This is a genomic window from Micromonospora endolithica (assembly GCF_003626595.1).
GTDB lineage: Bacteria > Actinomycetota > Actinomycetes > Mycobacteriales > Micromonosporaceae > Micromonospora > Micromonospora endolithica.
In genome coordinates this window covers 291,760-316,804 of the sequence record NZ_RBAK01000005.1, presented here as the reverse complement: position 1 = coordinate 316,804, position 25,045 = coordinate 291,760, and the positions used below count along the sequence as shown (strand labels likewise).

General features: G+C 73.9%; 21 protein-coding genes. 7 read left to right on the top strand and 14 right to left on the bottom strand.

Annotated elements, in window-relative coordinates; genetic code table 11:
- Nucleotides 1-193: 193 nt before the first annotated feature.
- Complete coding sequence (locus D7223_RS15905; RefSeq protein ID WP_120729170.1) at nucleotides 194-775, bottom strand: YceI family protein; 582 nt, start codon at nucleotides 773-775, stop codon at nucleotides 194-196.
- Nucleotides 776-878: 103 nt separating this feature from the next.
- Between D7223_RS15905 and D7223_RS15900 the strand changes: the two genes are divergently transcribed.
- Nucleotides 879-1,385: a MarR family winged helix-turn-helix transcriptional regulator gene (locus D7223_RS15900; RefSeq protein WP_120729169.1), complete on the top strand. Its 507-nt coding sequence runs from the start codon at nucleotides 879-881 to the stop codon at nucleotides 1,383-1,385.
- A 251-nt stretch (nucleotides 1,386-1,636) separates the two neighbouring features.
- Here the strand turns inward: D7223_RS15900 and D7223_RS15895 are convergent, their stop codons facing one another.
- The 8 genes from D7223_RS15895 to D7223_RS15860 all read right to left on the bottom strand — a co-directional run bounded on the left by D7223_RS15895 (nucleotide 1,637) and on the right by D7223_RS15860 (nucleotide 15,383).
- On the bottom strand, nucleotides 1,637-4,312 hold the full coding sequence (locus D7223_RS15895) for an ATP-binding protein (protein ID WP_120729168.1): 2,676 nt from the start codon (nucleotides 4,310-4,312) through the stop codon (nucleotides 1,637-1,639).
- A 136-nt stretch (nucleotides 4,313-4,448) separates the two neighbouring features.
- Entirely contained in the window at nucleotides 4,449-5,603 is a 1,155-nt protein-coding gene (locus D7223_RS15890) for an acyl-CoA dehydrogenase family protein (protein WP_120729167.1), read from the bottom strand.
- Nucleotides 5,604-5,717: 114 nt separating this feature from the next.
- Nucleotides 5,718-7,250, bottom strand: a complete 1,533-nt coding sequence (locus D7223_RS15885) for an acyl-CoA carboxylase subunit beta (protein WP_120729166.1) — start codon at nucleotides 7,248-7,250, stop codon at nucleotides 5,718-5,720.
- A 106-nt stretch (nucleotides 7,251-7,356) separates the two neighbouring features.
- Entirely contained in the window at nucleotides 7,357-8,277 is a 921-nt protein-coding gene (locus D7223_RS15880) for a hydroxymethylglutaryl-CoA lyase (RefSeq protein WP_120729165.1), read from the bottom strand.
- A 137-nt stretch (nucleotides 8,278-8,414) separates the two neighbouring features.
- Entirely contained in the window at nucleotides 8,415-9,752 is a 1,338-nt protein-coding gene (locus D7223_RS15875; RefSeq protein ID WP_120729164.1) for an acetyl-CoA carboxylase biotin carboxylase subunit, read from the bottom strand.
- A 132-nt stretch (nucleotides 9,753-9,884) separates the two neighbouring features.
- On the bottom strand, nucleotides 9,885-10,493 hold the full coding sequence (locus D7223_RS15870) for a TetR/AcrR family transcriptional regulator (protein ID WP_120729163.1): 609 nt from the start codon (nucleotides 10,491-10,493) through the stop codon (nucleotides 9,885-9,887).
- Between the two features lie 220 nt (nucleotides 10,494-10,713).
- Nucleotides 10,714-13,590, bottom strand: coding sequence for a hypothetical protein (locus D7223_RS15865; protein ID WP_120729280.1), 2,877 nt, complete (start codon nucleotides 13,588-13,590; stop codon nucleotides 10,714-10,716).
- A gap of 5 nt (nucleotides 13,591-13,595) precedes the next feature.
- Nucleotides 13,596-15,383 (bottom strand): HSP90 family protein, encoded by a 1,788-nt coding sequence (locus D7223_RS15860; RefSeq protein WP_120729162.1) that lies wholly within the window; start codon nucleotides 15,381-15,383, stop codon nucleotides 13,596-13,598.
- Between the two features lie 118 nt (nucleotides 15,384-15,501).
- Here D7223_RS15860 and D7223_RS15855 point away from each other — a divergent pair, with 118 nt between their 5' ends.
- Complete coding sequence (locus D7223_RS15855; RefSeq protein ID WP_120729161.1) at nucleotides 15,502-16,758, top strand: MFS transporter; 1,257 nt, start codon at nucleotides 15,502-15,504, stop codon at nucleotides 16,756-16,758.
- Here the strand turns inward: D7223_RS15855 and D7223_RS15850 are convergent.
- Nucleotides 16,715-17,908, bottom strand: coding sequence for an FAD-dependent oxidoreductase (locus tag D7223_RS15850; RefSeq protein ID WP_120729160.1), 1,194 nt, complete (start codon nucleotides 17,906-17,908; stop codon nucleotides 16,715-16,717). The genes D7223_RS15855 and D7223_RS15850 overlap by 44 nt on opposite strands.
- Before the next feature lie 108 nt (nucleotides 17,909-18,016).
- Between D7223_RS15850 and D7223_RS15845 the strand changes: the two genes are divergently transcribed.
- The 3 genes from D7223_RS15845 to D7223_RS15835 all read left to right on the top strand — a co-directional run bounded on the left by D7223_RS15845 (nucleotide 18,017) and on the right by D7223_RS15835 (nucleotide 20,392).
- Nucleotides 18,017-18,592 carry a TetR/AcrR family transcriptional regulator gene (locus tag D7223_RS15845; RefSeq protein WP_120729159.1) on the top strand — a complete coding sequence of 192 codons (576 nt, stop codon included), beginning with the start codon at nucleotides 18,017-18,019 and terminating at the stop codon, nucleotides 18,590-18,592.
- Nucleotides 18,593-18,665: 73 nt separating this feature from the next.
- The gene (locus tag D7223_RS15840; protein WP_120729158.1) at nucleotides 18,666-19,214 is read left to right on the top strand and encodes a SigE family RNA polymerase sigma factor; all 549 of its coding nucleotides are present in this window, start codon (nucleotides 18,666-18,668) and stop codon (nucleotides 19,212-19,214) included.
- Nucleotides 19,211-20,392, top strand: coding sequence for a hypothetical protein (locus D7223_RS15835; protein WP_120729157.1), 1,182 nt, complete (start codon nucleotides 19,211-19,213; stop codon nucleotides 20,390-20,392). Before D7223_RS15840 ends, D7223_RS15835 begins: the two co-directional genes overlap by 4 nt.
- 46 nt (nucleotides 20,393-20,438) lie before the next feature.
- Here the strand turns inward: D7223_RS15835 and D7223_RS15830 are convergent, their stop codons facing one another.
- Nucleotides 20,439-21,341, bottom strand: coding sequence for a sulfurtransferase (locus tag D7223_RS15830; protein WP_120729156.1), 903 nt, complete (start codon nucleotides 21,339-21,341; stop codon nucleotides 20,439-20,441).
- 99 nt (nucleotides 21,342-21,440) lie between these two features.
- On the opposite strand from D7223_RS15830, the gene D7223_RS15825 reads away from it, so the two are divergent.
- A complete protein-coding gene (locus D7223_RS15825) occupies nucleotides 21,441-21,962 on the top strand; it encodes an RNA polymerase sigma factor (RefSeq protein WP_120729155.1) in 522 nt (173 codons plus the stop codon).
- Entirely contained in the window at nucleotides 21,955-23,220 is a 1,266-nt protein-coding gene (locus tag D7223_RS15820; RefSeq protein WP_120729154.1) for a beta propeller repeat protein, read from the top strand. Before D7223_RS15825 ends, D7223_RS15820 begins: the two co-directional genes overlap by 8 nt.
- Nucleotides 23,221-23,260: 40 nt before the next feature.
- Here D7223_RS15820 and D7223_RS15815 read toward each other — a convergent pair whose 3' ends face one another.
- From D7223_RS15815 to D7223_RS15805, 3 genes are all read right to left on the bottom strand, one after another.
- On the bottom strand, nucleotides 23,261-23,707 hold the full coding sequence (locus D7223_RS15815; protein ID WP_120729153.1) for a hypothetical protein: 447 nt from the start codon (nucleotides 23,705-23,707) through the stop codon (nucleotides 23,261-23,263).
- A gap of 2 nt (nucleotides 23,708-23,709) precedes the next feature.
- Nucleotides 23,710-24,477, bottom strand: coding sequence for an SGNH/GDSL hydrolase family protein (locus D7223_RS15810; RefSeq protein WP_120729152.1), 768 nt, complete (start codon nucleotides 24,475-24,477; stop codon nucleotides 23,710-23,712).
- A gap of 129 nt (nucleotides 24,478-24,606) precedes the next feature.
- A complete protein-coding gene (locus tag D7223_RS15805; protein WP_238162020.1) occupies nucleotides 24,607-24,987 on the bottom strand; it encodes a hypothetical protein in 381 nt (126 codons plus the stop codon).
- Between the last annotated feature and the right edge of the window lie 58 nt (nucleotides 24,988-25,045).

Sequence of the window (25,045 nt, the reverse complement as noted above, 5' to 3'; positions counted from 1 at the left end):
CCCCTCGCCGGGCCAGAGGCCCGGCCGGGCGGGAGGATGTGCGCGCGCCGGGATTACTACCCACTCGGGCCAGTCCGGCATCGGCCGAAGCAGCGAACAGGTCGTGACAATTCGCACCGTGGTGTGAAGGGTCCGGCCCGCGTACGACGTCGGGCCCGCGCCTGGTGCGGCGCGGGCCCGACGGGTGGGAGGATCAGGCCTGGCGGACGGCCTCGCCCTCGATCTCGATCTTGATCTTCTTGCCGACCAGCACGCCGCCGGTCTCCAGGGCCACGTTCCAGGTCAGACCGAAGTCCTCCCGGTCGATCTCGGTGGTCGCCGAGAAGCCGAAGATGTCCTGGCCGAAGGGGCTGCGGCCGACGCCCTCGAACTCGACCTCCAGGTCGACCGGGCGGGTGACGCCCTTGACGGTCAGCTCGCCGGTGAGGACGAACTCGTTGCCGTCGTGGGACTTCACGCCGGTGCTGCGGAACTCCAGCGTCGGGAACTGCTCGGCGTCGAGGAACTCGGCGCTGCGCAGGTGCGTGTCCCGGTCGGCCTGCTTGGTGTCGATGCTCGCCGCCTGGATGGTGGCGGTGACGGTGGACTGCAGCGGGTCCTCGGCGACGGTGATCGTCGCGGTGGCCTCGGCGAACTCACCGCGTACCTTGCTCACCATCATGTGCCGCGCGACGAAGCCGACGCGCTTGTGCGCCGCGTCCAGCAAATAGGTGCCGGCGGTCGGGATGGTAAGGCCGTCCCAGTCGCGGGTAACCGGTGCGATGCTGCTGGTCATGGAAACTGCCCTCCGGAGAAGATTTGTTTAGTAGCCCAACGTCTGCCTGAGCAACTATAGCCGCAACAATATTCCGCGTGTCAAGGACTGTTAGGATCAGAGGGTGAACCAAAACGTGTTCGACGACCCCCGGATCACCGCCGTCGGCCTGCTCGTCGAGACGCACGCCGGGCTGTCGGCCCGGTTCGCCGCCCAGTTCGAGGAGCACAGCCTCTCGCCGGTGGAGTTCGAGGTGCTCACCCGGCTCGCCCGCTCCCCCGGCAACCAACTGCGGATGACCGACCTGGCCGCCCAGACGACCCTGTCCACCAGCGGCGTCACCCGGGTGGTCGACCGGATGGAGCGCGACGGGCTGCTCACCCGGCGCGCCTGCCCGTCCGACCGGCGCAGTTCGTACGCGGTGGTCACCGCCAGCGGCCTGCAACGGCTCGACGAGGTGCTCCCCGGCCACCTGCGGATCATCGAGCAGTGGTTCACCGGGCAGCTCGACCAGGACGCGCTGCGCGCCCTGCTCGACGGGCTGCGTCGGGTCCGGGACGCGGTGCACCCGGGCGCGACCGCCGGCAGCACCGACCCGGCCCCCGACGGCGAGCCGGCGGTCCAGCCCTGACCGTGGCGGCCCGACAGTCCCGATGCCCGGCGGTCACGCTCGGCAGCGTTACGGGCACCGCCGGGAGCTGCCGGCCGCAGTGCGGCCGGACCGCTCGACACCGGCAGAAAGACCGGCAGAATCACCGCGGGTGCGGGAGGTAACGCAGCAAAGCGGACGGCCTCGCTGAAGGTGATCGCTAGTCTTCGTCGGGCGGGGACGCACCGGGGGGACACGGCGCGGGCGATGAGCTAAGGGGTTGCAAGAGGGGGCTACTTCGCTCGCGCCGCCCCCGGCCCTCCGCGCCGGCCGCTCCGCCGGGCCGCGTCCAGCGCGTAGAGCAGTTCCTCCTCGCGCGGCAGCAGGCGCACCCCACCGTCCCGGCTCGCCGCGTCGAGCCGGTCCAACACCTCCGGGTCACCCGTGCTGGCGGCGAGTCCCACCAACGCCTCGACCACTTCGCGCCGGTCCGGCCCGCCGCTGCCGAGTTCCGCCACCGCGGTGAACCACTCCGCCGCCAGGTCCCGGTCACCCCGGTGCAGGGCGAGATACCCCTCGATCAACGCGCAGACCGCATCCTCCGGGCGGGCGTCCGGGAAGGCCCCGGACACCGCGTCCAGATCGTCGAACCGCACCCGGGGCGCGACGACGACGGCCGGGGCCAGCGGCACCGAGGCGATCGGCGGGCGCAACTCGGCCAGCACCTCAGCCGCCTCCGCCGCCCGTCCTGCCTGGGCCAGGGCCAGGCCCACCGCGCCGAGCACCCGACGCCGGTGTCCCGGGTCACCCAACCCGTCCAGGGCACGCAGTACCCGGCGGCCCTGGTCGGCCGCGTCGGCGTACCGCCCCTCCAGGCGGGACAGCTCGACCAGGTCGGCCTGGGCCAGCAGCCGCAGCCGCCGGTCCGCGCACTGCGTGGCGAGCCGGTCCACCGCCGCCAGTCGACGCCGCGCCGCGGGCACGTCACCGGCCCGGATCTCGTGCCACGACAGGTTGCCCTGCGCGACCGCCATGTCCCGGGTGCGGCCGTGCCGGGCGGCCAGGGCCAGCACCGCCTCGGCGTGCTCGCGCGCCTCGTCGTGGCCCCCGGCGCCGACCAGCAACTCACCCAGCACGGTGCGCGCCGCCAGCTCTCCGGCCACGTCGCCCGCCGTGCGGAACGCGGCGAGCGCCATCCGGACCGTCGGCACCTCCTCGGGGCCCGCGCCGTGCTCGGCCGCCAACCGGGCCACCCCGAGCGACGCCCATGCCCGCAGCACCGGGTCGGCGTCCGCCGTCCGCGGGTCGGCCAGCAACCGGCAGAGCCACTGCCGGCCGGCGACGTCACGCCCCCGGAACCGCCACCAGCGGACCAGCCCCGCCGCCAGGCGCAGCGCGGTGCCGGGGTCGTCCACGGCGGCGTGCGCCAGTGCCCAGCTGATGTCGCCGCTCACCTGGTCGAGCCGGTACACCGCCGCCGGCAGGTGCACGCCGACCAGGTCCGGCGCGGTCCGGGCCACCAACCGGGCCAGCACCTCGGCGTGCCGCCGACGGATCGCGGTCCACTCGCCGGCCCCGGCCGCCTGCTCGGCGGCGAAGTCCCGGACCGCGTCCAGCAGCCGGAAGCGGAACGGCCCGACACCCCGGACGCTCAGCAGGCCCAGCTCCAGGAAGCGGTCCAACAGCGGCACCGGGTCGACCACCACCGTGCCGTCGGAGTCACCGCCGTCAGCGAGCATCTCCTCGGTCATCTCCACCGACCACCGGTTGCCGAACGCGGCGAGCCGCCGCAGCGCCGCCCGCTCGTCCGGCGCCAGGAGGCGGTAGCTGGTCGCCACCGCGTCCCGCAGCGTCTCCGCCGCCGCCACGCGCCCGTCCCGCGTACCGGCCGGGTCCGCCGGGTCCCAGCCCGGCCGGCCCGCCGCTCCCGAGGACGTGGCCAGGTCGAGAACCCGGTCGCCGTAACGGTCCAGGAGTTCGTTGAGGTCGAGGATCCGGGCCCGCGCCGCCATCAGCTCGATGGCCAGCGGCAGCCCGCCGAGGCGCCGGACCAGGGCGGCCAGCGCCGGCAGCTCGTCCGGGGTGGGCGGCTCCGGGCGCACCTGGGCCAGCCGGGCGGTGAACAGCGCCACCGCCGGGTAGTCGGCCAGGGAGGGCGCCCCGCCCTCGCCGCCCGGCGGCGGTACGTCCAGCGGCGCCACCGGACGGACCCGCTCGCCGGGCAGGCCGACCGGGTGCCGACCGGTGACCAGCACGCGCAGCGACGGTGCCGCGGCGGTGAGCCCGCGTACCGCGTCGGCGGCGGCGTTCGGCGCCCGCTCCACCGCGTCCATCATCAGCAGTGCCGGCCGGCCGGCCAGCCGGGTCGCCAGTTCCGGCAGCCGGGCGACGCCGAAGACCGTCAACGCGGCGGTGAGCACGTCGGCGGCGTCCGAGCCCTCACCGATGAGGACACCGGCCACGCCGCCGGGATACCCGCCGGCGACCTCGTGCGCGACCGTCAGGGCCAGCGCCGTCTTGCCGACCCCGGTCAACCCGACCAGGCTCATCAGCCGGGGTACCGGATCGGTGAGCAGCGTGCCGACCAGCTCCGCCACGTCCCGCTCCCGGCCGATCAACGTCACCGGGGGCGGGAGCGCCGACGTGGCACCGGCGGCCGGGTCGGTGTCGACGGCCGCCGCCGGGCCGGACCCGTCCCGGGGCGCCGGGACCGGGCCGCGGGCCGCGGCGAGGAAGGCCGACCGGTCCTCACCGGCCAGGTCGAGCGCGCCGGCGAGCAGCTCGACGGTGGTGCGCTGCGGCCGGGCCGAACGGCCCCGTTCCAGGTCGCGGACCGTGCGTACGCCCACGCCGGCCCGCGTCGCCAGCTCGGCCTGGGTCAGGCCGGCGGCCAGCCGGTGCCCGCGCAACAGCTCCGACAATCCGGTACGCGTACCCGGGCTCCGCGAACGATCAAGATCGGGAGTCATGGGCACGAAGAGTACGGATCACCTCCGACCGGCGGCAGTCGATCGTCGTCCTGCCGACGCCCGGCTGCGGATATCCGACAGGTGCCCGACGGCGGACCCGGCCGCACCCCGCACCGCACCGGGTTTCCCGCGAGCGTCACATGCCCAGGTCGCGGGCAATGATCATCCGCTGCACCTCGCTGGTGCCCTCGCCGATCTCCAGGATCTTGGAGTCCCGCCAGAAGCGGGCCACCGGATACTCGTTCATGAAGCCGTACCCGCCGTGGATCTGGGTGGCCTCGCGGGCATTGTCCACCGCCACCGTGCTGGCGTGCAGCTTGGCGATGGCGGCCTGCCGCTTGAACGGCTCCCCGGCCAGCATCCGCGCGGCGGCGTCGTAGTACGCCAGCCGGGCGGTGTGCGCCTTCATCTCCATGTCGGCGATCTTGAACTGGATCGCCTGGTAGTTGCCGATCGGCTGACCGAACGCCTGACGCTCCTTGGCGTATTTGATCGACTCGTCGACGCAGCCCTGGGCGAGACCGACCGCCAGGGCGGCGATGGCGATCCGACCCTCGTCGAGGATCCGCAGGAACTGCGCGAAGCCCCGGCCCCGCTCGCCGAGCAGGTTCTCCGCCGGCACCCGGCAGTCGTCGAACGTCAGCTCGTGGGTGTCCGAGGCGGTCCAGCCGACCTTGGAGTAACCCGGCGCGACGGTGAAGCCCGGCGTACCGGACGGCACGATGATGGTGGACAGCTCCTTGCTGCCGTCCGGCCGCGTACCGGTGACCGCGGTAACCGTGACCAGCGCGGTGATGTCGGTGCCCGAGTTGGTGATGAACGCCTTCGACCCGTTGATCACCCACTCGTTCGTCGCCTCGTCCAGGACCGCCCGGGTCTGGGTGCCGGCGGCGTCCGAACCGGTGCCCGGCTCGGTCAACCCGAACGCCGCCAGCGCCTCCCCGCTGAGCAGCCGGGGCAGCCACCGCGCCTTCTGCTCCTCCGTGCCGAACCGGTAGATCGGCATCGCGCCCAGTGAGACAGCCGCCTCCAGGGTGATCGCCACGCTGGAATCGACCCGGGCCAACTCCTCCAGGACCAGGCAGAGCGCGAAGTAGTCGCCGCCCATGCCGCCGTGCTCCTCGGCGAACGGCAGCCCGAACAGGCCCATCTTGCCCATCTGCCGGACGACCTCGTACGGGAAGGTGTGCTTCTCGTAGTGCTCGCCGATGACCGGGGCGATCACCTCACGGGCGAAGTCCCGGACGCTCTCCCGCAGCGCCTGCTGCTCCTCGCCGAGCCGGAAGTCCATCGTTCCTCCTGTGGTGGACGGGCCGCCGGGCGCTCGTGACGCCGGGACGGCTGATGAGTTAGGAAGGGCCCCTTCCTATACACCAGGCGTTAAGCGGGGGCCCCTCCTTACCGCTCAGACGGGGGTGACGCCGTGTCGGCGTCGGGAGAAGTGCCGTTCCTTGCCGCGCGCGGCGGCGTACCGACGGACCAGTTCGGCGCGCAGGTCGTGCGGCTCGACGATGGTGTCGATCACCAGCTCACTGGCCAGCCGGACGATGTCGATGTCCCGCTCGTACTCGGCGCGCTTCGCGGCGACGAACGCGGCCCGCTCGGTCTCGTCGGCGATGGCGGCGATCTTGTTGGCGTAGACGGCGTTGACCGCGGCCTCCGCGCCCATCACCGCGATCTTCGCGGTGGGCAGGGCGATCGTCGCGTCCGGCTCGAAGCCGGGCCCGGCCATCGCGTAGAGACCCGCGCCGTACGCCTTGCGCACCACCACGCAGATCTTGGGTACGGTCGCCTCGGAGATCGCGGTGATCATCTTGGCGCCGTGCCGGATGATGCCCTGCTTCTCCACCGCGCTGCCGACCATGAACCCCGGCACGTCACTGAGGAACAGCAGCGGCACGTTGAACGCGTCGCAGAGCTGCACGAACCGGGTGGCCTTGTCGGCCGAGTCGACGAAGAGCACCCCGCCCTTGAACATGGAGTTGTTGCCGACCACGCCGACGACCTCGCCGTCCAGCCGGCCGAAGCCGATGGTCAGCTCCTTGGCCCAGAGCGCCTGGATCTCGAAGAACGAATCCTCGTCGAGCAGGCCCTTGACGTACCGGCGCATGTCGAACGCCTGCCGCTCGCTCGCCGGCACCAGCGCGGCGAGGTCGACCTTCGCGGACGCCGGGACCGCCGGCGCGGCCGGCGGCGCCTGGGTCCAGTTCGCCGGCAGGTAGGACAGGTAGCGCTTCACCACGTCCAGCGCCTCGGCCTCGGTCTTGCAGAGGAAGTGCCCGACGCCGGACTCGGCGCAGTGCACCCGGGCACCGCCCATCGCCTCCAGCGTGGTCTTCTCCCCGGTCACCATCTCGACCATCCGGTCCGAGCCGAGGTACATGCTGGCGTTGCCGTCCACCATCGCCACCACGTCGCAGAACGCCGGGATGTAGGCCCCGCCCGCCGCGCTCGGCCCGAACAGCGCGCAGACCTGCGGGATCGAACCCGAGGCGCGGACCTGGTTCCAGAAGATCTTCCCGGCGCCGCGCCGACCGGGGAAGAGGTCGACCTGGTCGGTGATCCGGGCGCCGGCCGAGTCGACCAGGTAGACCATCGGCACCCCGGCCGCGTACGCCCGCTCGATGATCCGGATGATCTTCTCGACCGTGCGGGCGCCCCAGCTGCCGGCCTTCACCGTGGAGTCGTTGGCCATCAGGCAGACCTGCCGGCCGTCGATGGTGGCGGTGCCGGTGACCACGCCGTCGGCGGGCAGACCCTCGGCCGAGGCGTTGGCGTAGAGGCCGTCCTCGACGAAGGAACCCTCGTCCACCAGGAGCGCGACCCGCTCCCGGGCGAAGAGCTTGCCCTTGGCGGCGTTCGCCGCGTGGTACTTGTCCGCACCACCGGCCCGGACGCGCTTGCGCAGCTGCTCCAGTGCCTCACCGTCGAGCGTCACGCGGACTCCCTCACCGTTCTCACCTGAACGATCGTTAGGCTATCGCATCCGCGCGCCGGTCGGCGACCCACGGGTCCCCGCTCCGGCCCCGCCGCACGTTCGTAGGTCAGGCCGGCAGCGGAGTGAGGCGGGTGCGGGGACCAGCGCGCAGTACCCCGGAGGGGAGCTTCTTGCCGACCAGCTCCTCGGCCAGCTCGGCGACCTCGATCAGGGCGTCCAGGTCGATGCCGGTGTCGATGCCCATGTCGTGCAACATGTGCACCGCCTCCTCGGTGGCCAGGTTTCCGCTGGCTCCCGGGGCGTACGGGCAGCCGCCGAGGCCGCCGACGCTCGCGTCGAACTCGGTCACCCCCAACTCCAGCGCGGTCAGCATGTTCGCCAGCGCGGTGCCCCGGGTGTTGTGGAAGTGCAGCAGCACCGGCACGTGGGCGTTGCGGTCGCGTACCGCGGTGAGCAGCTCCCGGACCCGGCGGGGCGTACCCATGCCGGTGGTGTCGCCGAAGGCCACCCGGTCCGCGCCGTCGCGGACCACCCGGTCCACGATGGCGGCCACCCGGGCCGGGTCGGTGTCCCCCTCGTACGGGCAGCCGAAGCTGGTCGCCACGATCACCTCGGCCTGCGCGCCCGCGCCATGCAGCAGGTCGATCAGCTCGGCGATGTCGTCCAGCGACTCGTCCGTGGAGCGGTTGACGTTGCGCCGGTTGTGCGTGTCGCTTGCCGACACCACCACCTCGATCTCGGTGAACCCGGCGGCGAGGGCCCGCTGGGCGCCACGGGTGTTGGGGACCAGCGCGGAGTAGCGCACACCGTCGGCCTTGGTGGCCCGCTGCCACACCTCGTCGGCGTCGGCCATCTGCGGGATCGCCTTCGGGTGCACGAACGACACGGCCTCGATCCGCCGCACGCCGGTGCGCGACAGCGCGTCGAGCAGCCGCACCTTCGCGTCGGTCGGGATCGGCTCCTCGTTCTGCAACCCGTCCCGCGGCCCGACCTCACGGATCGACACGGACTCCGGCAGTTCCGCCATAAGGGGTCACCTCACTGATCCAGGGATTCCCCCCAGCATGCCACCCCACCTCCGGGCGGCGTCGATCATGGGGTTAGCGGACACAAAAGGGACGAGAAACCCGCTAACCCCATGATCAACCGCGTCGCAGAGGGGGGTCAGCGCATGCGGGGGACGATGCCGGTGTCGTAGTTGCCGGAGAGGAACTCCTCGTTCTCCAGCAACTCGGCGAAGAAGGGGAGGTTGTTCTTCGGGCCGGCCAGCTGGAACTGCGCCACCGCCGCCTTCGCGCGCTCGATCGCCTCGGCGCGGTCCTTGCCGCTGACGATGAGCTTCGCCATCAGGCTGTCGTAGAACGGGGTGACGGTGTTCCCCTCGACGTAGCCGGAGTCGACCCGGACGCCCTCGCCGGTGGGCTCGACCCACGTCCTGACGACACCCGGGCCGGGCAGGAAACGCTTCGGGTCCTCGGCGTTGATCCGCAGCTCGATGGCGTGCCCGCGCGGGGCGAGCGCGTCCGGGTCGAAGGTCGGCGGCAGACCGGCGGCGACGCGCAGCTGCTCCTCGACCAGGTCGACGCCGTACACCAGCTCGGTCACCGGGTGCTCCACCTGGAGCCGGGTGTTCATCTCCAGGAAGAAGAACTCGTTCGTGGCGGGATCGAGCAGGCACTCCACCGTGCCCGCGTTGCGGTAGCCGACCGCCTCTCCGGCGCGTACCGCCGCGGCCAGGAACCGCTCCCGCAACTCCGGCGACACCGCCGGGGACGGGGACTCCTCGACCAGCTTCTGGTTGCGCCGCTGCACCGAGCACTCCCGCTCGCCGAGGGCCACCACCCGGCCGTCGGCCAGGCCGAGGATCTGCACCTCGACGTGCCGGACGCGGGGGAAGTACCGCTCGATGAGCACCGAACCGTCGCCGAACATCCGCTCGGCGAACGCGCGGACCTTGTCGTACTCCGTGGCGAGCTGGCCCTCGTCGTTGGCGACGGCCATGCCCATACCGCCGCCACCGGCCGCGGCCTTGACCATCACCGGGTAGCCGATCTCGGCCGCGGCTGCGGTGGCCGCCGCGAGGTCGGCAGCCGGGTCGGTGGTGCCCGGCGCGACCGGCACACCGGCCGCCGCCATCAGGTTCCGGGCGTTGATCTTGTCGCCCATGGCGGTGATCGCGTCCGCGCCGGGTCCGACCCAGATCAGCCCACTGCTGGTGACCGTACGGGCGAAGTCGGCGTTCTCCGACAGGAAGCCGTAGCCGGGGTGGATGGCCTGCGCTCCGGTCGACTTGGCGGCAGCCAGGATCGCCTCGGTGTTGCGGTAGCTCTGCGCCGGGTTGGCCGGGCCCACGCAGACCGCCTCATCGGCCTCGGCCACGAACGGCAGGTCGGAGTCGGCCTCCGAGTACACCGCGATCACGCGGATACCGAGCCGCTTGGCGGTACGGATGATCCGGCGGGCGATCTCGCCCCGGTTGGCGACCAGCAGTGACTCGATCATGTTTCCTCCCAGCGTCCGGGGGTCGGGACGGAAGCAAGGGAACCACGCCCCGCACGTTACTCACGAGTCGGTGTAAGGAAGGGCCCCCTATTAACGCCTGCGGTAGAGGAAGGGCCCCTTGTTAACACCGAATCAGGCGGTGGGGGCGAGCAGGGCGGCCAGGGTGGCGCCGCGGAGCAGTTCGGCGCGGCGCCGCCGGTCCACTTCTCCGCCGAGGAACGGCGTCGAGTTCATCAAGCCGAACGCGGCGTGGGCCACCACCCGCGCCTCGCCGGCGGGCAGACCGGGGTGCAGCGTGGTCAGGGTGCTGACCCACTCCTCGACGTAGAGCCGCTGGAGCCGGCGGATCCGGCGGCGCGGCTCGTCCGGCAGCCGGTCCAACTCGTGCAGGTGCAGGGCGATCACGGCCGGATTGGCCAGCGCGAACTCCACGTGGAAGTCGATCAGTGACTCCAGCGCGCCGCGCGGGTCGTCCGGGTGACCGGCGGACCGCTCCCGGCCACCGGCGAGCAGTCCCTCGCTGACCGGGATCAGCGCGGCGACCAGCATCGCCTCCTTGCCGGCGAAGTGGTGGTAGAGCGCCGGGCCGGTGACCCCGGCGGCCGCGCCGATGTCGTCCATCGAGACACCGTGGTAGCCCCGCGAGGCGAAGAGACCGACCGCGATCTCCAGGATCTCGTCCTTGCGGGTACGTCGCCGACCCGGCCCCGTCGCGCCCCGCGCCTGCTGCTCCACCGTCACCGGGCAAGCGTAGACCGCACCCGACAGGCCATGGGTTACCGGTCGGTTGCGCCCGCCCCGACCCGACCCGCCGGCCGGGGCGGACGCGGCGGACGCGGCGGACCAGAACCCGACCAACCAGAAGCCGACCGACCAGGGCCCCGCCGGACCGGGCCCGGGCGGACCAGGACCCGGGCGGACCAGGACCCAGGCGGACCAGGACCCGGGAAGACCGGTGGGATCAGTCGTCCTCGTGCAGGCCGTACTCGTCGCGCAGTTTGGTGGCCTCCTCCGCGCGGTCCAGGCCGTCCAGGGCCCGGGCCAGCAGCCAGGCGGTCTGCTGCGCCGGCCGGGAGCCGTCGGGCAGTCCACCGAGCACCTCGCGCAGGATCCGCTCGGCCTCGGCCGGCCGGTCCAGCCGGAGCAGGACCTCCCCGGTGAAGATCTCCACCTGCGCGGCCTCGCCGAACGCCTCGATGCCGCGTAGCCGACCGGCCACCCCGTCCAGCCGGTCCAACGCCTCGACCACCCGGCCGACGCCGGTCAGGATCCGCGCGCCGCCCTCGGCGAGCATCGCCAGCTCGTACGTGACGACCGGTACCGGGTCGGACTGTGCGGCGAGCGGCACCGCGAGCCGGTCCGCCGTGTCCAGGGTGTCGGTGGCTGCCTCCGGTTCGCCGGCCCAGTACCGGGCGGACGCCTCCCGGCGCCGCGCGCGCAACTCGTCGACCGGCAACCCGGCCTGGCGGTACGCGTTCGCCGCCGCCGCGAACCGCTGCGCGGCGACCGCGTCCCGGTCGGCGTCGTAGAGGATGCCACCGGCCTCCTCCAGCACCTGCGCCCGGTGCGGCAGGTTGTCCGGCGAGTCCAGGTTGTCGGCGAGCTGTTCCAGCAGGGCGAGCGCGGGATCGATCTCGCCGAGCCCCTCGTAGATGCCGGCCAGCAGGTGCCGGCACCGGTCCGCCTCGGCCTGGGCGCCCAGCCGGTCGAGACCGAGGACGGCCTCCTCGGCGACCTCGGCGGCCTCGCCCAGTCGGCCGACGGCCCGGTACGCGTTGGCCAGTTCCCAGCGCAGCAGCGCGTCCCCGGGCGCGCCCCGCTCGACGCAGAGCGTGACCGCCTCGACGAAGTCGTCGACCGCCTCGGGCGCCCGGTCGGCGGCCATCAGCGCGCGGGCCCGGGTGACCCGGGTGGGCAGCAGCGCGTCGTCCGGTGCCACGGCCAGTGCCTCGTCGCACGCGGTGACCGCCTCGGCCGGGTCCTCGGCGCACCGGGCGTACGCCAGGCACGCGCCGGTGAGCAGGTCGTCGGCGCCCAGCTCGCGGCTCAGCCGGCGGGCGCGGTCGGCCTCGGTGCCGGCCTCGGGCAGCCGGTCGAGCTGTTCCAGGACGTGCGCGCGGTGCACCGCCACCCGGGTGGCGAGGTAACGGTCCGCGACGTCGGCGGGTACCCGGTCGAGCGCGTCCAGCGCCTCGGACCAGCGTTCCCGCTGCATCAGCGCCAGCGCGATCCGGTGTCGGGCGCCGGCCCGCTGGGCGTCGTCACCGTGTGCGTCGAGCGTTTCGGCGGCGGCGCGTACCAGCTCCAGCCCTTCCTCGGCGGTCTCGTCGGCGGACGCGAGCTGCACGCCGAGCCGGCCGGCGACGACCTGCGCGCGGACCTCGTCGCCGACCTCCCGCCAGGCGGCCAGGGCGGCCCGGTTGAGGTCGATCGCCCCCGTCACGTCGTCGGCGTCGCCCCGCTCGGCGGCCCGCAGCTCGGTGCGGTGCGCCGCGGTGGACGCGGGCAGGTCGGTCCCGGCGAACCGCTGGTCCCAGGCGGCCAGCGCGGCGGTGAAGCCCGCCCGGTCGTGGGACCGCCAGCGCTCGGTGGCGAAGTCGAGCAGCTCGTCGGCGGTCGCGTCGGTCGGCACCGGGACCGCGGGCGCGGGGTCGGCGACCCGGGCGGGCCGCGATACCGGCCGCGCCGCCGGCTGCTCCTCGGCGGCCGGGCCGGCGACGCGGCGGCGGGGTCGACGGCGCACGCTGGCGGAGAGCGGCACGTGCTCCCCGGCCGGTTCGGTGGCCAGCCGCCGGGCGATGATCTCCGACTGGTGGGTGGTGCCGTTGCGCTCGTCGAAGCGGGCGGCGAGCGCGGTGGCCCGTTCGGTCAGCTCCGTCACCAGCTCGGCGGCCGGCACCTCACCGGCGGGCCGGTCGCCGGCCGCGCGACGGTGCAGGGTCGCGTCGCCGACGCGGCGCAACGCGGCGGCGGCGGTGGCCGCGAAGTGCATCTCGGCTGCCGGTGACGGGGCCCGGTCCAGCCAGTCCAGGTGCCGCTCGACGATCTCCACGGCCCGCGCCTCGTTGCCGGTCAGGGTGCAGAACTCGACGTGGTCCCCGATGTCCCACAGGTCGGAGAGGTTGGTCCGCTGTCGCCGGTACGCCTCCCGGTGGGCGTCCCGCGCCGCGTCGTGGCGGCCGGTACGCAGGTAGGGCACGAGCAGCGCGGTGAGGATGGACTGGGGTTGTTCGGTGCAGGACAGCCGGCCGGTCAGCACCGGCTCGGCGAGGGTCACCGCCTCGGAGTACCGGCCGGTGCCGGTGAGGTGGTTGACGACGGAGGTGGGGTCGCAGCCGGCGCAGTCGGACAGGTCGTCGCGGGGGGTGCTCTGCCACAGCCGGTACCAGTGTTCGGCCGCGTCGGCGTCGCCGACGTGCTCGGCCACCCGGTAGCGGTGCTTGTGCACCGCCTGGAGGCTGTGCCCCGCCGTGCGGTAGCGCCGTTCCATGTCGTCCAGCACCGCGTACGTGCGGTCCAGCGGCAGCTCGGGGAACTTCAGCATGCCGTTGACCATGTATTTGAAGTGCCACAGGAGCTGATGGGTGTAGCGCTGGTGGTAGGGCTGCGGATCCCGGTCGAACTCGGCCAGGCACCAGGCGAAGGTGACGAACGACTTGGCCGGCTCACCGCCGTAGATGTAGGTGGTGGTGCCCTGCATCCGGCTGAGGAACGCCAGGTGCCGGTCGTCGGACGCGTCCACCCGGCGCAGCAGTTGCTCCAGGGCGGCGATCTGCCCCGCCCCGTACGGCATGTCGGCAGCCTGGCGGAGCACCCGCCACAGGTCCTCGTCGCTCACCGTCGTCACTCCCGTCCTGGTACGGCCCGGCCGAGCAGGCCGAGGAAGGAACTGTTCAGCAGTGCGGCGTCGGCCGCGCGGATCGGATGGTGGCCGAGTAGGAGCGCCTGGCCGTACAGCGCCTCGACGGCGAGCCCGACCAGGTCCGGGTCGGTCAGGGTGGTGACCCGACGGACCAGCGGGTTGCGGTGGTTGAGCACCAGTTGCGGCCGGTCCGGCGGCGCCGAGGAGGCCAGCGCGTCGAGCACGCCGCCCCACAGCTCGTCGGCCTTGTCCCGGCTCGCGGCGAGCTGGTCGTGGAAGGCCGCCGACCGGCTGACCAGGTAGAGGGCGGGCAGCGACACCGGGTCGTACGCCCGGATGACCACCTCGCAACCGGACCGCTCCAGGGCCCGCTGGGCGGCGGCGAGGAACGGCCGCAGTCCCAGTTCGACCTGCGGATCGAGGCCCTCGAAGCGGGTGGTGAGGTCGCTCGGCTCCAGCCGTTCGATGAGCACCGACCGGTCCAGCACCGGCAGGCGCTCGATCAGTTCGGTGTCGTAGGTGAAGCCGGCGTTGACGACCGCCAGGTCCTGCGCGGCGGCCACGGCGGCGAGCTGGCGGAACTCGTCGAGGCTGGCCGCGTAGCGGATCAGGCCGTGCCGTTGCCGGAACTCGGCCAGGGTGAGGGTGCCGACGTTGGTGTCCATCGGCCACCACTGGTCGACCAGGCGCAGCATCTCGTCGTCGTGCAGCGCCAGCGCCTTGACGCCGAGGTGGTGGATCTGGAGGAACTCGGCGAGCCGGCGCGGGTCGTGCCGGGCCAGCCGGACGAGCCAGCCCCGGATCTGGTCGCCCAGCGCCTCCCGGGTGGCGGTGAGCAGGGTGTCCTCGTAGAGCGCCTCGCGGCTGGCGGTCGGGCGCAGCTCGGTGGCGTCGACCACGCAGTGCGCGAAGAACGCCCAGTCGGGCAGCAGACCGTCGGCGTTCTCGGTGAGCAGCATCCGCTTCAGGTAGACCCGGTGTCCGGCCCGCGCGGCCGGGTTCACCGGGGTGGGCAGGATGAAGGCGACCCCGGTCAGCCCGGCCTCCGGCACCGACAGCGGCAGCACGTCGAACGGGTCGTAGCCGAGGTGCTCGCGGGCGTACCGGATCAGGGCGGGCCGGTCGACCGGCGTGCCCGGGGTGGTCGGCCACGGTGGCGGACCGGTGGTGGTGGGCACGTCGCCGACCCGGACGTCGACCGGCAGCAGCGCGCCGAAGAGCCGGGCCAGGTCGACCACGGTGGGGGTGGCGAACCACTGGTCGGCGTCCGGCCGGGGCACCAGGGTCACCGTGGTGCCCGGCTCGGCGCGGCCCTCGCCCTCGGCCGCCACGGCCACCGCGTAGCGGCCGTCGGAGTGGCCCGTCCAGTGCACCGTCGGGTGGTCGCCGTGCCGGGTGACCACCCGGATCTCGTCGGCGACCAGGAAGCAGGAGAGCAGGCCGATGCCGAACTGGCCGAGGAACTCGTGCCGGGAGAAGCCCAGCTCGTCCCGCTTGGAGCTGCGGCCGATGGTGGCCAGCAGCTCGTGCACCTGGGCCTCGGTCAGGCCGATGCCGCTGTCGTGCACCCGCAGGGTGCCGTCGCCGGTGCGCTCGGGCGGTTCGATGTGGACCGACGCGGGAGCGCCGGGCTCGGTCGCCCGGCGTGCGGTGATCGCGTCCACGGCGTTCTGGAGCAGCTCGCGGACGTAGACCCGCGGGCTGCCGTAGAGGTGATGACTGAGCAGGTCGACCACGCCACGGAGGTCGACCTGGAAGGTGTGGTCCACGCAGTGTGCTCCCCGGTCCGATGCCGGCGCTCACCGTACCGACGATCACCGACCGGCGCGTCCCCCTTTCCGGCGCACGCTTGACCCTCGACCCGGTCGAGGTCGCAGGGTCGCCGGCATGACCGCATCCAGGCCGGGCCGGGACTTCCGGCTGCTCTGGTCCGCCACCGTGACGTCCCGGTTCGGCGACTCACTGCGTACGCCCGCACTGGCCCTGCTGGCGGCGACGGTGACCCGCGATCCCCGGGTGATCGCGGCGGTCACCGTGGCCGGTCAGGTGCCGCCGCTGCTGCTCGGCCTGCTCGGCGGGGTGTACGCCGACCGAGGGGACCGGCGGCGCACGATGGCGCTGGTCGACGGGGTACGCGCGGTGGTGGTGGCCGCCCTGGCGGTCGCGGTCGCGCTGGACCGGGCGGGCGTGGCGGTGCTGGTGGTGGCCGCGTTCCTGCTCGCCGCGCTGGGCACCTTCTTCGACGCCGCCGCCTTCGCGCTGCTGCCCTCGGTGGTGCCGCCGGAGGAGTTGCCGCGCGCGAACGGTCGCCTCCAGGCCGGTACGGCGGTGGCGGGCGGCCTGGTCGGCGCGCCCGCCGCCGGTGTCCTCTTCGCCCTGTCCGCCCCGCTCCCCTTCGCCGTGGACGCCCTGACCTTCACCGCCGCCGCCCTCCTCACCCTGACCCTCACCCCCACCCCCGTCCCACCTCCCGACCTCCGGCGATCTTGCACTTTCGGTCGTCACAGAACGGGCCACAAGCGACACAAAGGCGACCACAACTGCAAGATCGCGGGAAAGGGGGCGGGGGCGGGGGTGCGGTTCTTGTGGGGGGAGCGGACCCTGCGGGGCGTCGCTCTTGTCACGGCGGGGAGCAACCTCGCGATCAGCGGGCTGATCGCGGTGCTGGTGCTGTACGCGCTGGAGGTGCTGCGGGTGCCGCCGGTCGGGTACGGGCTGTTCGCGGCGACGGCGATCGTCGGCGGGGTGGCCGGGGCGCTGGGTGCGGGGCGGCTCGCCGCGCGCCTCGGCACGGTGGCCACCCTGCGGGTGGTGCTGGTCGGGCAGACCGTGGCGCTGACCGGGCTGGCGCTGGCCCGGCATCCGGTGCCGGGCGGGCTGGCGCTGGCCGGGTTCGCCGCCGGCGGTGCGGTGTGGAACAGCCTCGCGGTGGCGTACGGGCAGCGGCACGTGCCGCCCGAACTGCTCGGTCGGGTGGGTGCCGCGCAACGGCTGGTCGGGATGGTCACCGCTCCGGTGGGCGCGGCGCTGGCCGGGTTCGCCGGTGCCGCGTACGGGGTGGCGCCGGTGGCCGGGGCGGCGGCGGTGGTGTTCGCCCTGGTCAGCGTGGCGGGCTGGTGGGCGCTGCGGCCCCGGTCGGGGTGAGGGGTCGGTGGGTCAGGCCGGAGAGGCGCAGGGCGAGCCGGTCCCGGACCGCCGGGACGGTGGAGACCACGCGCAGCAGCAGGTTCCGGGCCGGTCGGGCGGCCGGTGGCAGGGTGGCGATCCGGGTCAGCCGGTCGGCGAAGGAGACCACGTCCCGGGCCATCGGGCGGCGACGGGCGGCGTACCCGTCGAGCAGCGACCCGGGCCCGCCGGCGAGCACGTCGGCGAGGGTGGTGCCGAGGTCGACGGCGTCGCAGATGCCGAGGTTCATGCCCTGGCCGCCGACCGGGCTGTGCACGTGTCCGGCGTCGCCGGCCAGCAGCACCGGACCGGCCCGGAACGTGGCGGCGACGCGGTGGTGCAGCCGGAACCGGGACCCCCAGAGCACCTCCTGGACCCGCTGCGGCGTCCGCGCCGACCCGCGCTCGTCGAGCAGCGCCTGGAGGTGGGCCGCGTCCGGCTCGGCCGGCGCCTCGGGCACGGCGGCGACCAGCCGGACCACGTCGCCGGGCAGCGGCGCGTGAACCAGCGGACCGGACCGGGCGAGGAAGAGGGTCACCTGGTCGCGCGGCAACGCGCCGGAGACCCGGACGTCGGCGAGGACGAACGACTCCGCGCCGCCCTCCGGCCCGTCGAAGCGGATCCCGGCCCGCTCCCGCACGGTGCTGCGCATCCCGTCGGCGCCGACCACGTAGCGCGCCCGGACCGTGGCCCCGCCGGCAAAGGTGGCGACCGCGCCGGCCGCGTCGAGGTCCAGGCCGGTCAGCCGGTACGCCCGCAGCACCGGCACACCCGCCTCGGCGAGCAGCCCGGTGAGCACCTCCTCGGTGACCGACTGGGAGACCAGCAGCGCGTAGCGGTGCCGGGACGGCAGGCCGCCGAACGGCACGGTGAGCAGCACCCGGTCGCGGTCGCGGACGGTGAATCCCGGCGACCGCAGCCCGCGCGCCACCAGTGGGGCGCCGGCGCCGATCCGGTCCAGCTCCTCCAGGGTGTACGCGTGCACGACCGCGGCCCGGGAGGTCACCGGCGGTCGTTCCAGCTGGTCGACGACGGTCGCCCGGACACCGCGTCGGGCCAGCGTGAGCGCGGCGGTCAACCCGGTCGGTCCGGCCCCGACCACCAGGACGTCGGTCTCCGTGGGCAGCATGGGCACCTCCGTGGCAACACATGCCAACAATCGTTGGCCAACAGTTGTTGGCAACGCTAGGTTGCCCGGTGCTGGCGTGTCAACAGGTGTTGGCATACGGTCGGCGGCGTGACCGACACCGCCCCGGCCCGCCCCCGCCGCTCCGACGCCACCCGCGCGGCGATCCTCCGGGCCGCCCGGGAACGCTTCGCCGCCGACGGCTACGAACGGGCGACCATCCGCGCCATCGCGGCGGACGCCCGGATCGACCCGTCGATGGTGATGCGCTACTACGGCAGCAAGGAGGGCCTGTTCGCCGCGGCGGCCGAGTTCGACCTGCGCCTGCCCGACCTGACCCGGGTGCCGTCCGGGCAGCTCGGCGAGACGCTGGTCCGGCACTTCCTGGACCGCTGGGAGGGCGACGAGACGCTCGCCGCCCTGCTGCGCGCGGCCAGCACCAACCCGGGCGCGGCGGACCGGATGCGCGGCATCTTCGCCGACCAGCTCGGCGCGGCGGTGGCCACCTTCGGCACCGACCCGGAGACCACCGCCCGGCGGGCCGGCCTGGTCGCCGCCCAGATCCTCGGCCTCGCCCTGACCCGCTACATCGTCCGGCTGCCGCCGATCGTGGCGATGCCCCCGGCCGAGGTGGTCGGCTGGGTCGGGCCGACGATCCAGCGATACCTGACCGGCAGCCCCGACTGACCTCGTCCGCCGCCCAACCTTTCACCGCCTCCGGTGCGTCTCACCGGTGACGGGGATCGCCGGAGGAGGGTGGATGACACCGGTGCGTGGGGCCGACGACGGGCGCGACGGCTATGTGGCGTTCGTCGAGAGCCACCAGCACCGGTTGCTGCGGGCCGCGTACCTGATCTGCGGCAACCGGCACCAGGCCGAGGACCTGCTCCAGGACGCCCTGCTCAAGCTGGCGTTGCGGTGGCCGACCGTACGCGACGGCGACCCGGCCGCGTACGTGCGGTCGATCCTCTACCGCGACGCGATCTCCTGGTGGCGACGGCGGCGGCGCGAGTGGCTGAGCGCGTCCCCGCCGGAGCGGGCGGGCCAGGAGGCGGACGGCACCCTGCGACTGGCGCTGCACCGGGCGCTGGCCGGCCTGCCGCCGCGGCAGCGGGCGGTGCTGGTGCTGCGGTACTTCGAGGACCTCACCGAGACGGCCACCGCGGAGGCACTCGGGGTGACCGTGGGCACGGTGAAGAGCCAGAGCCACGCGGCCCTGCGCCGGCTCCGCGAGACCGCGCCGGAGCTGAGCCGCGACCACGACCGCTTCGACGGCGACCGGACGACCGGAATGGAGGTGACCCCGTGAGGGACGTGGAGGTACGCCGGTTGCTGGCCCTCGCCGCCGAGGACGTCCGGCCGTCCCATCCGGCGGCCACCGCCTGGGACCGGGCCCGCCGGGTACGCCGGAACCGCCGCGCCGCCGGTGCCGCCGCCCTCGCCGTCGTGCTGCTCACCGGCGGCATCGCGACAGCCCTGCGACCGGACGGACCGGTACCCGCGCCACCCCCACCGGCCACCACCCCGGGTGTCGTCAACACACCCGGGGCCCCGGTGCAGGAACCACCGGTCGACCTGCCCTACGGCGGCGACCCGCTGGCCCGGCTCGCCGCCCCGGCCACGACGACCCTGTCGAAGTCGCCGGTCCGCCGGGCGCTCAGCCTCTACCAGCCGATCGACTCCGAGACCTACAGCGGCCTCGACATCCGGGTGCTCGGCGACGACGGTGCGGTCCGCACCCTGGACGTGGTAACGCCCGCGCCGACCCGGGACCGGTACGGCAACCAGGCCCCCGCGCTGAAGCCCGGCCAGCTCTCCCCGGACGGACGGACGGCGGTGTTTCCGCAGACCGGCGAACTGATCGTGGTCGACCTGACCCGGCCGGCGGTCCGGCGCTTCCCGCTCGACGGCTACCTGGAGCTGGCGGTCTGGGCCGGTGACCGGGTGCTGGTCGGCGGTGACGACCGGACGTGGTCGGTCGACCCGGTCTCCGGGCGCGCCACGCGTACGGTCGGCTCGCTCTGGGACGCGGTGGTGCCGGACCCGACCCGCCCCGGCACCACGTACACCGAGACGGTCGGCCTGCGGGAGGCGCTGACCGTCCGCACCCGCGCCCTCGCCGACGGGTCACCGCAAGCGGATCAGCTGATCGGCACCACCGTGCTGCCCCGCCCCTACCGGGTCAACGAGTTCTACGGCCGGGGGTGGCAGCGCGGCGACCGCATCGCGCGGGCCGCCTGGACCACCAACCCGGAGATCGACGGCGCGGAGGGGGTGGTCGTACTGGACGCCCGCACCGGGGAAGTGCGGTACCTGCTCGACCTCGGGCGTGACGGCCTGAGCAAGAACTGCTGCGAGGTGCTGGGCTTCGACGGCGAGGACGTGGTGCTGCGCCTCGGGGCCGGGGTGGCCCGGTGGCGGCCGGCGACCGGCGAGGTGTCCGGGGTGCTGCCGGAGGTGGTCGGGAACGTCGCGCTGGCCGGCTGAGCACCGTCCGGTCCCCACGCACCGCGCGCGGGGACCGGCGGTGCGCTCAGGCGCTCAGGCCGCCCGGCTGGTCACCCTTGACCACGGGTGCCCGGACCAGGTTGCCCCACTCGGTCCACGAGCCGTCGTAGTTGCGCACCTGCGGATAGCCCAGCAGGTGCCGCAGCACGAACCAGGTGTGGCTGGACCGCTCGCCGATCCGGCAGTACGCCACCACGTCGTCGGCCGGGCTCAACCCCAACTGGTCGGCGTAGATGGCGCGCAGCTCGTCGGCGGACCTGAAGGTGCCGTCGTCGTTGGCGGCGGACTTCCACGGCTTGCTGACCGCACCCGGGATGTGCCCGCCGCGCAGCGCGCCCTCCTGCGGGTAGTCCGGCATGTGCAGCATCTCGCCGGTGTACTCACCCGGCGACCGCACGTCGACCAGCGGCCGGCCGGCGGCGACGTGCGCCATCACCTGCTCGCGGTAGGCCCGGATCGGCGCGTCGTTGCGCTCCGGCACCGGATAGTCGGCGCGCGGCCGGGCCGGCTTGTCCCGGGTCAGCTCGCGCCCCTCGGCGATCCACTTCTGCCGGCCGCCGTCGAGCAACCGCACGTCGGCGTGGCCGAAGAGCGAGAAGACCCAGAGGGCGTACGCGGCCCACCAGTTGAAGTTGTCGCCGTAGAAGACGACCGTGTCGCCACGGCCGATGCCCTTGGCCGCGCACAGCTCGGCGAAGCTCTCCGCGTCCAGGTAGTCCCGGGTGACCTGGTCGTTCAGCTCGGTGTGCCAGTCGACCTTGACGGCACCCGGGATGTGGCCGGTGTCGTAGAGCAGCACGTCCTCGTCGGACTCGACGACGACGAGGCCCTCGTCGCCCAGGTGCGCGGCCAGCCACTCGGTGGTGACCAGGCGCTGCGGGTCCGCGTACGACTGGAGTCGGGGATCGGGATCGTTCGGCACAGACATGATCCCCAAGGTACGCCGGAAAGGGCACCGACATCGGGTGCAGCGGATGCGACCCCTCGCACGTGACAGTGACGAGACCCACCCGACCCGAGGACCGACATGACCGTACGGCAACGCCCCGGTGCGCCTGGTGCGCCGCCGCTGGACTTCACCGGCTTCTACGAGGCGCACTTCCACCGCCTGGCGGTGCAGCTGTACGCGTACCTGGGGGACCACGCCGAGGCGCAGGACCTCACCCAGGAGGCGTTCTGCCGGGTGCTGGAGCGGTGGGACCGGATCGGCGCGTACGACGACCCGTCCGCCTGGGTGCGCCGGGTGGCCTGGAACCTGGCCACCAGCCGGCTGCGCCGGGTGCGTACCGCCGTCCGCCATCTCGCCCGGCAGCGCGAGGAGCACGTGCCCGGCCCGGAACCGGACCGGGTGGCGTTGACCGCCGCGCTGGCCACCCTGCCCGCCAACCAGCGGCGGGCGGTCGTCCTGCACCACCTGGCCCAGCTCAGTGTCGCGGAGATCGCCGACCAGCTGGGCGCGCCCGAGGGCACCGTGCGGTCCTGGCTGACCCGGGGCCGGGCGGCGCTGGCCAGCCACCTCACCGACCGGCAGGAGGCCCACCATGCGTGAGACCCACCTGGACGGCGTCTTCGCCGACTTCGAAGCGCGGACCGCGCCGACCTTCCGCCCGCCCGGCCTGGCCGCCACGGGACGCCGGGTCCGGGACCGGCGTCGCCGTCGACGTGGCCTGCTCGCCGGACTGGCGGCGCTGCTGCTGGCCGGCCCCGGTGGGGCGTACGCGCTGGCCGGGCGGGACGGCGACGACGTGCCGCCCACACCGGCGCCCGCGTCGCCGTCACCGTCGCCGGGCGGGCCGCCCGTGTCACGGCGGATCGTGGTCCCGGGGGTGGCCGGCGAGCTGCGGGAGCTGCGCTTCGTCGACGCCCGGCACGCCTGGGCGCTCTTCGACACCTGCGACCCGGACGACGACCTGGCGTCCACCGACTGCCGGCGTGACCTGGCGCGCACCGAGGACGGCGGCGCGAGCTGGCGGAGGATTCCGTTGCCCGGCACGGCGAACGACCCCACCCCGGGCAGCCGGCCGTACCTGCTGGTCACGGACGACCAGCAGGTGACCCTCGCCGTCGCCGGCCGATTCCTGGTCACCCCCGACGGGGGCACCTCCTTCACCGAACACCCGATGACCGACCCGCCCCCGGTGACCCAGCGGGCTCTCGGCACCCGGAGCGGCTTCCTGCTGACCTGCCCCGCCCCGAACCGCTTCACCGGCCGCGCCTGCGACCGGCAGGAGTTGATCCATGCCAAGCGGGGGCGGCTTCCGGCCCAGCCGCCGGTCGACCTCGGGCCGACGGCGGACCGGCAACTGGTCGAGGGACGTGGCGGGCGGCTCTGGCTGTCCGTCGTCGAGGGCGACCGGATGACGGTCGTGGTGAGCGACGACCAGGGCTTGAGCTGGCGGAAGCTGCCGCCGGTGCCGGGCGCTCGCCGTCTCCTGGTCTCCCCGAACGGCGCGGACGCGTGGCTGGTCAGCGTCGACGCGGTCGACTTCCAGGCGTCCGCCACCGAGCGGGTGTGGTCACTGGAGGGGGATGGCTGGCGCACCCACGTCGGACTTCCCGACAACACCCTCCACGTGGCGGCGGTCGACGGTGGACGTCTCGTGGTGACCGGCGCGTACGGCACGGTGGGCTTCTGGACGCCCGCCGGTTACCAGGACCGTCCCGAGGTCCGGGTGCCGTCGTGGGCCGTTTCGCAGGAGACCGGCATCGAGGTGCTCCGCGACGGCACGATCGTCCTGGAGAACCAGCGATCCTGGACCGTCGGTGTCGGCACTGGTGTCGAACGGGCGTGGACCCGGCTCTCCTGAACCGCCGGTGTCGGCCCGCCACGGGGGCGGGCCGCCGCCGTCAGGCGCGACGGTGCACCAGCCGGCCGGCCAACACGGTCACCAGGCAGGTGCCGTCGTCGGCGAACACGGCCAGGTCGGCCCGGCCGCCGGGGGCCAGCGTCGGCGGCACCGACGTGTCCAGCACCAGCAGGTCGCTGCGGTCCACGGCGGCCCGCAGGACCGGGTCGGCGACGTGCTCGGCGAGCACCGCCGTCACGCCCAGCCGCAGCAGGGCGTGGATCCGTTCACGCGGCGTGGGCGCGGGTGGCAGCGGCGCGTCGTGCACCCGCCCCGGGCCGAGAGTGCCCGGCCAGCGGCGGACACGCGCGTCCGCGTACTCCTCCGAGAGCTGGACCAGCGGACCGACCGCGATGACGCGGTCGGCCCGGACCGCGACGGCGGCGGCCTCCGACGGTGGGCCGCCGGGGGCGGTACGCAGCAGGGGCGCGGTGTGCAGGGTCAGCACGGTCAGTCGGAGACCGGGGTGAGGGTGGGGCGTTTCGCGGTGAGCGTGTCGCCGGAGGAGCGGCCGGTGAGCCGTCGCTTGATCCAAGGGGCGAGGTGCCGGCCGGCCCAGCGCAGGTCGTCCGTGCGGGCGGCCAGCCACGGCTTCGGCAACGGCCGTTCCGGGACCATCAGCCAGTCGTCCTCGCAGCCCACCCCGAGCGCGGTCAGCACCTGCCCGGCGACCCGCCGGTGCCCGGCGGCGGACAGGTGCAGCCGGTCGGTGCTCCACAGCATCGGGTTCAGGAAGGTGTCGTCGGCGTAGAGGTCCACCAGGATCGCGCCGTGCCGCTGGGCGGTCTCGCCGACCGCCTGGTTGAGCAGCTCGATGCGGGGCGCGACGAGGCGTTGACCGGGCAGCCGGGCCATCACGTCGGCGAACCGGAACAGGACCACGTCCGCGCCGCCGGAGCGCAGCCGCTTCACCACGTCGTCGAAGCGGGTGACCAGGGCGTCCGGGTCGAACGAGCGGCGCAGCACGTCGTTGCCGCCGGCCGCGAAGCTGATCAGGTCCGGCTTCATCGCCACCGCCGCCGGCACCTGCTCGGCCACCACACCCGGGAAGAGTCGACCCCGGATGGCGAGGTTGGCGTACCGGAAGTCCGGGCCCACCCCGGCCGCGAGCCGGGTCGCCACCAGGTCGGCCCAGCCCCGGTAGGAGCCGTCCGGGTACGCGTCGTCCATGCCCTCGGTGAAGCTGTCCCCCACCGCCACGTAACTACGCCAACGCATCAAACCCTCCTAAGGAAGGGCACCCTTTTAACGCCTGCGGTAGAGGAAGGGCCCCTTCTTAACACCCGGAACAGTCTGGCACCGGCGGCGTCGGGGAGTGTGCCCGCGCGTAGGGGAACGTGGCGGAGGTCATCGGCGCTCCGGCGGCGGGTCCTCGGCCCGGCGATCCGGGGGCGGGTCGACGGCCGGGCGGCGGTACGGACCCCAGGCCACGAACCGCTCGAACAGCTCACGCGGTGTCGGGCCGTCGTCCGGGTTCAACCGGAACAGGTCGTGGCTCGCCTCGTGGTAGAGCCCGGACAGGTAGATCGCCAGCTCGACCCGCTGCTCGGCGTACTCGACCTTGAGCAGCAGCCGGGCCGTCCCGCACGGCCAGGGCCGCCCGCAGGCCCGACACAGCCACAGCGGCCGCAACGGCAGGTGCGGCGCGCGGTCCGCGGGGCCGGCGCGGGGTCGATCGGGGTACGGCCCGAGCCGCGGTACGGGGAACCAGCGGATCTCCTCGCGCACGTCGACCTCCGGTCGGGTTGCCAGGACGCCGGTCCTGGTGTCGGTCCTGGTCCTTCGC

Bases quoted from the DNA above. Each gene is read 5' to 3' on its own strand.
- D7223_RS15905 (WP_120729170.1), bottom strand. From the start codon at position 775: ATGACCAGCAGCATCGCACCGGTTACCCGCGACTGGGACGGCCTTACC.
- D7223_RS15895 (WP_120729168.1), bottom strand. From the start codon at position 4,312: ATGACTCCCGATCTTGATCGTTCGCGGAGCCCGGGTACGCGTACCGGA.
- D7223_RS15890 (WP_120729167.1), bottom strand. From the start codon at position 5,603: ATGGACTTCCGGCTCGGCGAGGAGCAGCAGGCGCTGCGGGAGAGCGTC.
- D7223_RS15880 (WP_120729165.1), bottom strand. From the start codon at position 8,277: ATGGCGGAACTGCCGGAGTCCGTGTCGATCCGTGAGGTCGGGCCGCGG.
- D7223_RS15875 (WP_120729164.1), bottom strand. From the start codon at position 9,752: ATGATCGAGTCACTGCTGGTCGCCAACCGGGGCGAGATCGCCCGCCGG.
- D7223_RS15855 (WP_120729161.1), top strand. From the start codon at position 15,502: ATGACCGCATCCAGGCCGGGCCGGGACTTCCGGCTGCTCTGGTCCGCC.
- D7223_RS15850 (WP_120729160.1), bottom strand. From the start codon at position 17,908: ATGCTGCCCACGGAGACCGACGTCCTGGTGGTCGGGGCCGGACCGACC.
- D7223_RS15840 (WP_120729158.1), top strand. From the start codon at position 18,666: ATGACACCGGTGCGTGGGGCCGACGACGGGCGCGACGGCTATGTGGCG.
- D7223_RS15830 (WP_120729156.1), bottom strand. From the start codon at position 21,341: ATGTCTGTGCCGAACGATCCCGATCCCCGACTCCAGTCGTACGCGGAC.
- D7223_RS15825 (WP_120729155.1), top strand. From the start codon at position 21,441: ATGACCGTACGGCAACGCCCCGGTGCGCCTGGTGCGCCGCCGCTGGAC.
- D7223_RS15820 (WP_120729154.1), top strand. From the start codon at position 21,955: ATGCGTGAGACCCACCTGGACGGCGTCTTCGCCGACTTCGAAGCGCGG.
- D7223_RS15810 (WP_120729152.1), bottom strand. From the start codon at position 24,477: ATGCGTTGGCGTAGTTACGTGGCGGTGGGGGACAGCTTCACCGAGGGC.